Consider the following 12680-nt stretch of genomic DNA (forward strand, 5'->3'; position numbering starts at 1 on the left):
AAGCTCAGGACCGAAATCCACGCAGAATGGCTCGTCGTTTTGCAGCACGCCCCCGGATAAATCACGGAAAGGAAAATTTAGTGAGTAGTGAACCGAATCCTGTTGTCAACATCCAAAACCTGACCAAACGGTTTGGTGATTTCGTGGCTGTTGATCAGTTGAACCTCTCGCTCGATAAAGGCGACATCCTTGGCTTCATCGGACATAACGGAGCAGGAAAGACCACAACGATTCGGGTCCTTGTCGGTCTCACTCGCCCCACTTCAGGGACGGCTCATATCGCCGGAGCCGACTGTGCCCGGGAAGCTCAGAAAGTGCGACGACTGGTGGGTTACATGCCCGACCGGTTCGCCTCGTACGACAACATGCGCGTCACCGAATATCTTGACTTCTTCGGTGCAGCGTTCGGAATTTCCACCAGACAGCGACGACTGCGGATTGCTGAAGTGCTGGAACTGACAAACGCCACATGGATGCAGGATCGGTATGTGGAAGACCTGAGTCACGGAATGCAGCAGCGTGTCGGAATCGCTCGCACCCTGCTGCACAACCCGGAGGTGCTGATCCTGGACGAGCCGGCAAACGGACTTGATCCGACGGCCCGGATCGAAATGCGGGAAATTCTGCTGAGACTGGCAGAAGAAGGCCGCACACTCATTGTCACCAGCCACATCCTGCCCGAGTTGGCAAGGATTTGTGATCGCGTGGCAATTCTGGCCGGCGGACAGCTGAAGGCATTTGGAACACTGCAGGAAGTCAGCCGCGAACTGTCGCCCCGACGTACAATGGAAATCGAACTCCTGGACGCCGGTCAGGTTCCGTCAGTAGCCGCACAGGTTCGATCTGCACTGGAGGATCGTGGTGAAGTCACGCCGTCCGAAACAGAAGCAGTCGTGAGGTTCCGAACCGCCGTATCGGATGATCAGTTGTCTCTCCTGCTGCAGCAACTCATCCGGAATGGCACACGAATTTCTCAGTTTCGTGAAGTGGCGGGAGATCTTGAGGACATCTTTATTAGTGTGACTCAGCAGGCCGGTGCATCTCAGGCCGGAGAATCGACGTGTGTGGAAACGACGGAGCAAAAGTCATGAAAGGCAGCGCTGTCATCATTCGTCGCGAGTTGCCGTCACTACTCCGCATGAATTACAGTCTGTGGCTGTTTGTTGCTGTCGCACTGACGGTTTCCGCGACCGTTCTGCTGAAATGGCCGTCAACATCCACAGCGGATCTGAGTGGCTCTCAGGCACGCGCCGTTTTTCGCGGTCTGGCGTATTCGATGGTCGTCGTTGTCGTGCTCGTCATCCCGGCCCTGCCGGCGACCGGACTGATTGGGGAAGTCCGGCGAGGAACCATGGAACTCCTGTTGAACTCACCGCTGCAAAGAACAGAGATTTACTTCGGGAAGCTGATTTCGCTGTTGGGATTTTCCTGTCTGCTGCTGATGGTCACAGTGCCGCCGATGGCCTGCTGTTATGCCATGGGAGCCCTTTCTTTCACCAGTGACGTGCTGGCGCTTTACGGATTAACGGGAGTACTCTGCGTGCAGCTGATTGTACTCGGACTCCTGGTTGGAACCATCGCCAGAACGTCCGAAGCCGGGCTGCGCTGGGTATACGGAACCACTTTCGGTCTGACGGTCGTTACGACTATCCCCCATTTGTTTCTCCAGGGTGGCAACAGCGTCTTCGCGGAAACAGCCGGTCACCTGCGAAAGCTCTCACCGGTCCCGGCTCTGATTCAGCTGGTGGGCGATACCGTCCCCGGAGGAACAGGGGCAATCGAATCAGAGAACCTCATTCTCTCATATATCGTCTCAGCGGTGCTGCTGAGCATTGCCGGCAGTCTTGTCTGTATTCAGCGAATGAATTTCTCTCTGATGGATCGTTCACGATCTCAGGGACTCATCACGGATGATCGTACCGATTCAGTTCGTGCCGCTCGGAAATTTTTGTTCCTGGTGGATCCACAGAAACGCAAGTCAGGAATCCCCTGGTATCTGAATCCATTGATGGTGAAAGAGTTTCGCAGTCGTCAGTTTGGTCGTCTGCACTGGCTGATGCGGATGGTGGCCGCCTGTGTCGTGTTATCACTGCTGCTGACACTGGCCGCAACAATGGGCACGCTGGACTGGGGAGTGGAAAAAGTCGGAGGCATCATGATTGTGGCACAGGCTGCACTGGTCATCTCGCTCACACCGGGACTGTCCTGTGCGATGATTGCAGGGGAACACGAAGCCGGTGGCTGGGACATGCTGCGCACCACTCCACTGGGAGCCTTCCGGGTTCTGTGGGGAAAACTGCTGAGTGTTTCAGTCACTTTGCTGCTCGTGCTGTGTGCGTCACTGCCAGGCTACGGAATCATTATGGTGATCAAACCCGTTCTGCAGATTCAGACCACACAGGTTATCATTTCACTGGGAATGACTGCGATGGTCGCCATGCTGACCAGTGCAGTCATCAGCAGTTTTTGTAGGTCTACCGCGGCAGCCACCACCGTTGCCTACGGACTGTTGATTCTGCTGTACGGCGGCTCGATGCTGGTCTGGATTAACCGCGATTCACCCTTTAGTCATGCAATTGTTCAAGGAACATTGTCTGTCAATGCCATGGCCGGAGCACTCAACGCAATGGAAACGGAGGGATTTCAGATCTACGACGGCCTCTTACACACAACGTGGATGGTCTCCGGCATTATCTGCGGACTGCTGATTCTGGTGCTGTATGTCAGGATGTGGAGACTGTGGGAGCCCGACTGAACTTGCATCCTGATTGTAAATTCCAATCCCGGGTACTCGCACTTTTCTGCAATCTACGGAACCAGGCCTGAAGACCGATCCCTGAATGAAAATATTTCCACTTACAACAAGACGATTTTACGTGCCTCTGGTTACAGCAGGATGTTGCCTGACATTCTGGTCTGCCGTTGCGGTTTCTCAGCAATCTGTTGACTTCCAGGACGTTGTGCGGCTTCCCGATATCGTCAGATTCCGTCAGCTGCCGAAGCGGATGTTTCTGGAACCGAATATCTCAATTCCTGCGGAGACTCTGTTCGTGACGGATGCCAGGCTAAAGCTGTATGAGCGAATACTTGTTTCGCCGCCTGACAACGAGATTCTGATCAAAGTCATTCGGTCACTGGAGAGAATCCAGAGTGAGGGTCTGGCCGACATCTCACACGCTGCAGAATCATTGCACAAACATCTTTTGAATACCGACCACGAACTTGTAAAACAGGCGAGTGCTTCGGCTCTGGCGACAATCGGCCGGGCCGAATCCGCTGCCGACGTGGCTCAGTTATGCGTACCCGAACGCGAAGTCCTTTGTCTCAAGATCGAACCCACATTTTCCAGCTGGGGGGGAGATGCCCTGAAGTCGACATGGGTGAATCGTGTTGAGAACTCAGAGAAATTTCCAAGGGCGCTGATCAGACTGGCGTGTGACGGACTTGCTCAGCTGAAGGACATCTCTGCCCTGGAAGCGGTCCGCCGTCTGCTGGAAAACGAAATGACCGACTATTCCGTCCGATACGCCGCAGCACAGGCACTGGGAACGCTTGATCATCTGCAGTCCGCTGCCCTGGCCGGCAACTACTCCCCGGGAACCGTTCCCGATCGACTACTGGCTTGTGCGTTACTTGGTCACTGCAGGTCCGATGCAGGATTCGATGCACTTTCCACGTTGTGTGATGACACGTCAAACGCCGTTGCGTCACAGGCATGGGCCACAATGCTGCGACTGGACCGTCAACGTTTGCTGGAAAAACTTGATCGTGGTGTCCAGCATCCGGACTCGAACATCCGTCTGAATTCCGTTGAGGTCATGAGGGAGCTGCCGAGCAGCGCAAGGTGCAACAACCTCGACCGACTGACAGCAGATGTCCACATCGGTGTTCGGAATTCAGCAAGACGGGCACTAAAAATACTGGCGGATTCCAGACCCGAATTCAGAGACACAATTCTGCGCAATGCCGGTGATTCTTTGGTCGATACGAACAGTAACTGGCAGCAACTGGAACAATCACTGGTACTTTTGGGTCAGCTCCGACATCGCACGAGACAGAACGAATGGCTCAGGCTGCTGGAACACGATCGTCCGGAAATTTTTGTCACCGCCGCATGGCTGCTGCACATGATGCCTTACCAAGAAATGGCTGACGAAGTCGTCAAAGTGACACTTCGTCGATATGAGATGACTGACAGACCCGGACTTAATGAGCAGCTGATTTTTCTGTTTCAACACGCTGGTTTCACAAATTCAAAATCTCTGCAGCCACTTTTCGAGAAGCAGTTCGCCAAGAATTCACCTCGGTTTGAGGTCCGCGCCGCCGGGTTGTGGGCGCTGGGAAAACTCAACGCCGGCAACGCGGACAAAGTCCTTGCCGGGAAACTGGTGAAACGAATCCGGGATCTCGGTCTCATTCCTGAAGGCACCATTGTTCGTCGAATGAGCGTGCTGGCCCTGGTCTGGATGGATGCGCGTTCAGCGGTTCCGGAAATGTTCTGGATTCGCAGGGTCGATGGCCCTCACTCCCTAATCGGTGAAACAGCACGATGGGCCCTCCCGCATTTGGGGGGGGAACAGCTTCCGCCACCGGAATCACTCCGGGTTCCGGTCGACGACTTTCCGGTGTCGCCATTTTGACCGATCAAACAGGACCGAAAAAAATCCGGCAGGTTTCTGCGGTGTTTGAACCTTCGGAACGCAGACGGTCATGAATGTTTAAACATCAGTACCGTTAAGCAACACAATAAAGCGATCACTGAATTCGAGTTGATTCCAGTATCGCTGACCGGGATTTTTCGTCTTTGCTCAGACGAATTCCCCTGGTGTTTCAACACCGAAGTGACGCACGAACGCATCGAGACTCTATGCTCACTTCGACAAAATCCTCAGGTGACTGGTCTTTACAAAACGCCTGACGCCACCTGGTGGAGCATGAAGTCGTGTTGAAGGCCCCAAGAAGCCCACATGAAATCAGATCCGCCTTAATGTCTCGGGAAAAACAGCTGAACGCTTTTACCGGACTGGAGAATCCATGACAAAAAAGCGGCCGTTTCGAATTTACAGCTGACGGCCCGGACCCGTCAATCCCGCTGATCAATTGTTCGGAACGGTGTTCTGTTCTGGTCATTCACAAATTTTCACCAGAGCTTTCTCAAAATTTTCCGCCGTACGATCAATATGGTTGAGTTTATCCAGCCCGAACAGCCCCACTCGAAAAGTCCGGAATCCCTCGGGTTCATTACACATCAGGGGGACCCCTCCGGCAATCTGGATTCCTGATGCCGCAAACCGGCTGCCGTTGTGAATGTCAGAATCGTCAGTGTAGCTGACCACAACCCCGGGTGCCTGGAATCCGTCAGCTGCCACGCTCTTAAATCCTCTGTCGACCAACAACTTTCGAATCCGCGCGCCGAGTATCTGCTGCTTTTCTTTGAGGGCATCGAAACCATGCTGAGCCGCCTCCTGCATGACACCGCGAAACATGGTCAGTGCATCGGTGGGCATTGTGGCATGATAGGCATGTCCGCCTTTTTCATAAGCTTCCATAATTTGCAGCCATTTACCCAGATCACAGGCAAAACTGGTGCTCGTTGTTTCACTGACTCTCCGGCGTGCCAATTCACTCATCATGACCAGTGCACAGCACGGAGAACCACTCCAGCCTTTCTGCGGAGCACTGATCAGTACGTCCACTTCCAGTGCCGTCATGTCGATCCAAAGAGTCCCGGACGCAATGCAGTCGAGAACGAACAATCCTCCCACAGAATGAACGGCCTCACCCACCCGGCGAATATAGTCGTCGGGAAGGATCATCCCGGCAGAGGTTTCCACATGAGGAGCGAACACCACTTCCGGTCGTTCCTTTTTGATCGTACTCACAACCTCCTCAATCGGTGCCGGTTCGAATTCAGGGGTTTTACCGTCTTCCATTGCACGAGCGCTCAGCACAAGCGCAGCCGACGGGATCTGGCCCATCTCCAAGATCTGTGTCCAGCGGTAACTAAACCAACCATTGCGAATCACCAGGCATTTTTTTCCGGTAGCAAACTGTCTGGCCGTTGCTTCCATTCCAAAGGTTCCGCTTCCGGGAACGACGGCGACTGCATTCGCATGGTAAACTGTTTTCAATGTCTCTGAGATATCCAGCATCACCTGCTGAAAATTCTGTGACATGTGGTTGAGAGCTCGATCCGTATAGACGACCGAGTATTCCAGCAATCCGTGCGGATCCACATCGTCCAGCAAACCAGGCATAATTCTTTCCTTTCAGGTGATGATCGAATTAACAAATATCAGGTGCAGCCGGGCCATTCCCGACAACAATGACGACCGATGTGAGCCAGGCTGTATCCCGGCACCAGGCAGGCTTCTGGGCAGTCATTCGGTCGTATTCGTATTCACAGTGGTGAGGGATTCGATACCGCCCCGGTCTTTACTGTCGGATGACACATCACAGCCAAACGAACGTGAACACGACAGACTCCGATGCAGGTCGTAAGACAGCCAGACAGTGCGTCTCCGCAATAAAGAAACGCATCTATTCGAAAAAGTCAACCGACGGTGGAACAGCGAGTTTTGTAAAACGTGTTCAGGCGACTGAATTCCGTCGGCATGATCACGTGCTGTCATCCGTGTTTTCGTGCCAAACGGAACCTGAAGTACGGCTGAATCTTTTTCCGCACCTAGGCCAGAATCTCACGCACCACATTGCCTTCAACGTCGGTAAGACGGAAGTCCCGACCACGATAACGGTAAGTGAGACGACGGTGATCCAGGCCCAGCAGGTGCAGCATTGTGGCATGCAGATCATGCAAATGAACCTTGCCGTCTATCGCCCGGAAGCCGAATTCGTCCGTCTGTCCGTGCGTAAGTCCTCCCTTTACTCCCCCGCCGGCCAGCCAGGCTGAATACCCCAGGTGGTTGTGGCCGCGGCCGTAAGTTTCCGGACCGTCTTTACCGACCGAGACATCCTGGTCATAGGAAGTGCGGCCAAACTCACCCGTCCATACAATCAGCGTCTCATCCAGCATACCACGAGCCTTCAGGTCAGCGATCAGCCCGGCAATCGGTTTATCAACGCCCAGACACTTTGCCCGCAGGCCCTGATGGATGGAACTGTGATGGTCCCAACCAAGACTGGTGACTTGTACGAACCGCACTCCCGACTGGATAAACCGGCGAGCCAGCAGACAGCGCCGGCCAAACGCATCAGTCGATTTGTCACCGATGCCATACAGTTTCTGAATGGACTGAGACTCACTGGACAGGTCCATCAGCTCCGGAGCCTCGCTTTGCATCCGAAAGGCCAGTTCCATGGACTCAATCATGCCTTCCAACTGGTTGTCACCGCTATTCTTCAAAGTCAGCGAGCGATTCATCGACTCAATCAGTGCCAGTTGTTCACGTTGCGCGGCCGGCGGAACATCCGAACGACCCAGATAGCCAATCTTATTGTCACTACGAATTGCCATCGCCTGATGAATGGCCGGCAGGTACGCGCTGCCGAACAGGTGCGGTCCACCGTTTCCCCCCATGACCGGATTAATCGTGACAAAACCTGGCATATTGCGATTTTCGGTGCCCAGTCCGTAACTGACCCAGGCGCCCATGGACGGATGCTGGCCCTGCGTGTAACCGGTGTGCAGTTGCAGATGGGCCGGAGGATGAGCCGGATTGTCGGTATGCATGCCATTCAACAGACAGATGTCATCTACCAGCTCTCCCGTATGTGGCAGCAGGTCACTCCACCACATTCCGGACTCACCGCGGGGACTGATTCCGGCAACAGGTTTCAGCAACTTGCTGTTCTCCATTCCGTCGGCCGTCATTCCTTTGGGGCGTTCAAATGGGATCGGCTTGCCGTGCCCATTGACCAAACGCGGCTTGTACTGGAACAGGTCCATTTGTGAAGGACCACCAGCCATCAGCAGAAAGATCACATTTTTGGCACGTGCTGCAAAATGCGGTGGCGACACCGCCAGGCTGTTAGCGGCTGGCAGTTCGTTAGTCAGCAACCCGGTCAGGGCCAGAGAACCAAATCCACAAGCCGACCTGCGCAGAAAGTTGCGACGAGCAAAAGATGGCTGATTGATAGTCGTATTAATGATAGTTTGCCCTCTCATCGATGGTCCCTGCTGTTGTCGTCGTGGTCGATTCTAACCGTAAATTCGCATGGACCATTTCGTATTCAAAACGGGAATTCTGGATGTCTGTGGTCCGGAACAGCCCGCTCTCAAAACCTCATCAGAAATTCACTGGATGCAAAAATTGCATGGCATAACATTCCCCACGCATCCGTGGCCGACATTCCCTGTTCTCTGAGCCGATCCAGCGCAGCCAGTGCCTGTTGCACTTCGCGAGCACCTGGAGGCCGACTCATCGTTCGCAGATAGAGCTCTTCGATTTTCTCCTGGTCTGAAAGCCCGTCGCGATCCAGCACTCGCCTGGCAGCCGCTTTCCCGTGTTCAATCATGAAAGGTGAATTCATCAGATAAAGTGACTGCGTTGGAACAGTCGTCGCCGGCCGGGCGCCGGTAACCGTCGACGACGCGGCGAAGCCAAACAGGACAAGCCCTTCTGCCCAGGCAGGTGTGCGGCGATAGACCGGCAAATACACAGAACGCTTCCTGGCGACGTGCGGTGGTGGTGGTGGTTCCCCCTGCAGTATTGGAAATTCCCTGATCAGGCCCGACTGCCAGACGGCCTGAGGCAGCGCGGGGCCACCGCGCGTCGTGTCCAGCTCTCCACTCACCAGCAGGACCGTATCGCGAATTGCTTCCGCCTCCAGACGCCGTCGATTCATCCGCCACAACAGCCGGTTTTCCGGGTCGACGGACTGAGTATCGGTATTCGATCCGGTCACGGAAGCCATACGGTATGTGCGACTGAGTAACAGTTCGCGAATCAGTTGCTTGACTGACCAGCCCTGCTGCATGAACCGCTGCGCCAGGTAATCCAGAAGTTCCGGATGAGATGCCCTGGCGCCCCGAATACCAAAGTTGTCCGGCGTTGTTACCAGTCCCGCCCCGAAAACATGGTGCCAGATGCGATTGACGGCAACCCGCGCAGTCAACGCGCAGGTCACCTCCTGCGGATCGGTCATTACTCGGGCAAGCTGCAGCCGACCGCTGGCCCCCTCTTGCGGGATCCAGGGTCGCTTTTCACTGAGCAATACCTGAATCAGTCCACGTGGAACTTCGTCACCCAGTCGGAAAGCGTTTCCTCGTATCGTAATTCGAGCGTTGGTCGCACTGACTTCCTTCGCCCCAAATATATAGGGCCGTTCAGGACCATTTGCCTTTTTGAATTCCTCAGATTCGTCTTCAATAGCTTTCATGGCAATCTGAAATTCACGACGATCGGCATCCGATTCGGGCAGTGGCACCCGAACCGTGTCACTGAGAGTCCTGGAGTTACCTTTAAATCCGGTCAGCACTTCCAGGTTCTGAAAGATACCGGCCATGGCATAGTAGTCACGCTGCGAGACAGGATCGAACTTGTGGTCATGGCATCTCGCGCACTGCATGGTCAGGCCCAGAAAAGCCTGACCCACTTTGCCGACCTGGATGTCGACGACGTCCCACCGCAATTGCGCCTTAAACATATTGACGGTCTGAATGGGTCCCTGCGTAAGAAATGCGGTCGCCACCAATTGCTCAGAGCGTTGTCGGTCATCTTTGGCCGGCAGCAGGTCGCCGGCGATCTGTTCACGCAGGAACCGATCGAAGGGCTTGTCTTTGTTAAACGCAGCGATGACGTAGTCACGGTATCTCCAGGCGCTGGTTTCCGGCACCAGGCGATCGTCACCGAGCGTGTCGGCGTACAGAGTGACATCCAGCCAGTGCCGCCCCCAGCGGTCTCCAAACGCGGACGACGCGAGCAATTGGTCGACAACCGATTCGTAAGCGTAATGTGATTCGTCGCGGACAAATTTCTGAATCTGTTCGGGTGCGGGCGGCAGGCCGGTCAAATCGAAAGACAAACGTCTCAGCAGTGCGTACCGATCAGCATCAACGGTCGGACGCATTCCGTTCGCTTCCAGTCGCTTCAGTATGAAGCGATCGACATCGCAATTCGGCCAGGCTTCATCCGTAACCTGAGGAATGACCGGTTCCGACAGCGGAAGAAAGGCCCAGTGACGGCGGCCCGCTTCAAGATCAATCCCTTTCGCTTCGTGTGGTGTCGCTGCCTCGTGCCTCGGGTCCGGTGCACCACTGCGAATCCATTTTTCAAAGTCACTCAGCACCTCATTGGATAACCTTCCCTTGGGTGGCATCTCCAGACCGTCATAGCGCATAGCCTCCATCAGCAGGCTCGCTTCAACGTTACCCGGTACGACGGCCGGACCCGAATCTCCTCCCTGACGGACACCAGTGCGGCTGTCCAGCAGCAACGCCCCCTGAAGCTTGCCGGTTTTCTGTGCCTCCGCAGAGTGGCACTCATAACAGTGTTGAACAAGGACCGGTCGTATTCTGGTCTCAAAGAAGTCGAACTCAGTGTCATCGCCCGAATCTTCGGCACGCACCGACAGCACAGAAACCCACAGCAGGCAAAAAAGAATGACCATTTTCCGCCACATAGAAACTCCCATTGGTGAAGCCGACGTACTGATGTCAGTATAACGACTCTGCTTCCGATTCGCTGCAATTCGCTGTGCTGGACCGACACTGCCAAAACACGCCTGAGTTTCCGAAATGGGATCGCGGGTACTCATGGAGCGTGCAATTCTCGATACGGCGTAAAACATTGTCCCCAAATGACGGTTTAAATTTGGAAATCGCTCGGTCGTCAGATGCTGACAATTCTATGGTGCTGTTTGTCACTAATTCCAGATGTATTCGGGTCCGGGTTCTCGACAGTACAACTGTCCCGAATTTGGGTTTGGCCGGTCACGGTCGGAATCCGAACATCGACGGGAACCTGACCAGTTGGAGTGATTTTACCGCACTGTATTCAAAGCGACCATCCTGAACGGTACGGAGGATTGATCCAGGCATTCGCTTCGGAAAAATTGGTAAACTTCATCCCGACAGCGTCCCATTCCAGCGTCTGAGTGGGAAAGCGAATTGCAATGGCACCGAGCAGTCCCAGTTCCGTCAACGGACCTCCGTAATCGAAATTTGAACCTGCCTGGCGGCCATTTCGAATGGCTTCCAGCCAGTCCGAAAAATGGTCCCTGACGCGCGGAATGACCTGTTCCGGTACCGGGTAATCCCTGCCCTTTGACTCAGGAAGAATCTGACATTTTCCCGCACCGTGGGAACCATGCATAATGGCGCCTTTGTCGCCGTAGACAATCGCTCCAACACTAGGCACTTTCTGCTGGTCGCTGAGCAGATCCGTATGCGGCATTCTGCTGTTTCCGTCATGCCAGACGAGCTTAACGGGTCCACGGTTATCTTTCGCGGGGAATTGAAATGTAACCGTGCTGGCAGATGGGTAGAAATCACTGTGAATATCGGGATTATAATTTCCGTCGACTTCTGCCCGGATCGTGCTTGGTGCTCCCAGATCAAGCGCCCACATGGAAGGATCGACAATGTGGCATATCCAGTCTCCGATGCATCCGGTACCAAAGGGCATCCAGCCGCGCCACTGAAATGGCAGATACATCGGATGGAAATTGCGGTACCTGCCGGGTCCCAGCCACAGGTCCCAGTCCAGTTCCGGCGGAACGTCGTGGTTTTCGGTGAGCTTCGGCATGTTGTGGGTCTGGCAATAGAGTTCCTTTAACGCATCACACGCGGCGTGGATTTCGGTCACATTGCCGATCGCTCCATCCCAGATCCATTCACAGAACCGCCGGATGTCATCAGTCGAATGTCCCTGATTCCCCAACTGGGTAATCACTTTGTGTTCGCGTGCGGCCTTTGCCATGGTGCGAACTTCCTGAACTGAATGTGCGAGTGGTTTTTCGCAGTACACATGTTTCCCGCGCCCAATGGCATTCATCACCGCCACGGCGTGCGTGTGATCGGGAGTACCGACGATCACCGCATCAATCTGCTGGTCCATCTCGTCAAGCATCCTGCGGAAGTCGCGGTAGCGTTTTGCTTTCGGATACCTGCGATACGTTTGGCCTGCACGACGATCATCGACGTCCGCAATCGCAATGATATTCTCACTGCTGACACCTTCAATACATCGCGCTGCACGTCCTCCGGCACCAATTGCGGCAATGTTCAGCCTGTCGCTCGGCGCCCGTTTGCCTGGCCCCCCCAAAACCGTAGACGGGACAATCCGGAACGTCGCCGCCGCTCCGGCGGTACCAATTAATCGGCGTCGGCTGATTTTGTCAGTTAAATCATTCACTTTGGCGTCTCCCGTCATTCAGACAAATGTAAGAGTATACGACGTCGGATGTCCCTCGAACGGTATTGGCGTCATCTGCTGCCAGCGAAATAACTGTTTTACCTGAGTCTAAGTGGGTTGCAACGCCATTTTATTTGGAGGTTGCCGAACCTGGTGATGCATCTTTCTCTCTAAATACGAACCCGACAGCAGATCTCAATTCCATGCAGGTCAAGTCATGACCTGAGGCCACCAATGCATTGTCAACAGCACTCACACCGGTGGATTCATGAGTTGTGAATACTTTAAATTTGCTCACTCCGCCGCATATCGAACAGTCTGAAACGCTTGGTGAGATTTAGTATTGCTACTGTCTTGGTGTCCACT

Annotated in this window: 7 protein-coding genes; 3 read left to right on the top strand and 4 right to left on the bottom strand. The window is 54.4% G+C overall.

Annotated features, from left to right (window positions below):
- Positions 1-80 precede the first annotated feature (80 nt).
- The 3 genes from MK110_07230 to MK110_07240 all read left to right on the top strand — a co-directional run bounded on the left by MK110_07230 (position 81) and on the right by MK110_07240 (position 4640).
- Positions 81-1091 carry an ABC transporter ATP-binding protein gene (locus MK110_07230; GenBank protein MCH2211077.1) on the top strand — a complete coding sequence of 337 codons (1011 nt, stop codon included), beginning with the start codon at positions 81-83 and terminating at the stop codon, positions 1089-1091.
- A complete protein-coding gene (locus MK110_07235; GenBank protein ID MCH2211078.1) occupies positions 1088-2755 on the top strand; it encodes an ABC transporter permease in 1668 nt (555 codons plus the stop codon). The genes MK110_07230 and MK110_07235 overlap by 4 nt, the downstream gene beginning before the upstream one ends.
- Before the next feature lie 121 nt (positions 2756-2876).
- Entirely contained in the window at positions 2877-4640 is a 1764-nt protein-coding gene (locus MK110_07240; protein ID MCH2211079.1) for a hypothetical protein, read from the top strand.
- Between the two features lie 486 nt (positions 4641-5126).
- Here MK110_07240 and MK110_07245 read toward each other — a convergent pair whose 3' ends face one another.
- The 4 genes from MK110_07245 to MK110_07260 all read right to left on the bottom strand — a co-directional run bounded on the left by MK110_07245 (position 5127) and on the right by MK110_07260 (position 12314).
- Positions 5127-6257, bottom strand: a complete 1131-nt coding sequence (locus MK110_07245) for a hypothetical protein (protein MCH2211080.1) — start codon at positions 6255-6257, stop codon at positions 5127-5129.
- 428 nt (positions 6258-6685) lie between these two features.
- Positions 6686-8125: a DUF1501 domain-containing protein gene (locus MK110_07250; protein MCH2211081.1), complete on the bottom strand. Its 1440-nt coding sequence runs from the start codon at positions 8123-8125 to the stop codon at positions 6686-6688.
- A 110-nt stretch (positions 8126-8235) separates the two neighbouring features.
- Positions 8236-10716 carry a PSD1 and planctomycete cytochrome C domain-containing protein gene (locus MK110_07255; protein MCH2211082.1) on the bottom strand — a complete coding sequence of 827 codons (2481 nt, stop codon included), beginning with the start codon at positions 10714-10716 and terminating at the stop codon, positions 8236-8238.
- A 239-nt stretch (positions 10717-10955) separates the two neighbouring features.
- A complete protein-coding gene (locus MK110_07260) occupies positions 10956-12314 on the bottom strand; it encodes a Gfo/Idh/MocA family oxidoreductase (GenBank protein ID MCH2211083.1) in 1359 nt (452 codons plus the stop codon).
- Between the last annotated feature and the right edge of the window lie 366 nt (positions 12315-12680).

It is taken from the genome of Fuerstiella sp. (genome assembly GCA_022447225.1).
Taxonomy (GTDB): Bacteria; Planctomycetota; Planctomycetia; order Planctomycetales; family Planctomycetaceae; genus S139-18.

Excerpts from the sequence above, each read along its gene's own strand:
- MK110_07235 (MCH2211078.1), top strand. The coding sequence starts at position 1,088 with ATGAAAGGCAGCGCTGTCATCATTCGTCGCGAGTTGCCGTCACTACTC.
- MK110_07245 (MCH2211080.1), bottom strand. The coding sequence starts at position 6,257 with ATGCCTGGTTTGCTGGACGATGTGGATCCGCACGGATTGCTGGAATAC.
- MK110_07250 (MCH2211081.1), bottom strand. The coding sequence starts at position 8,125 with ATGAGAGGGCAAACTATCATTAATACGACTATCAATCAGCCATCTTTT.
- MK110_07255 (MCH2211082.1), bottom strand. The coding sequence starts at position 10,716 with ATGAGTACCCGCGATCCCATTTCGGAAACTCAGGCGTGTTTTGGCAGT.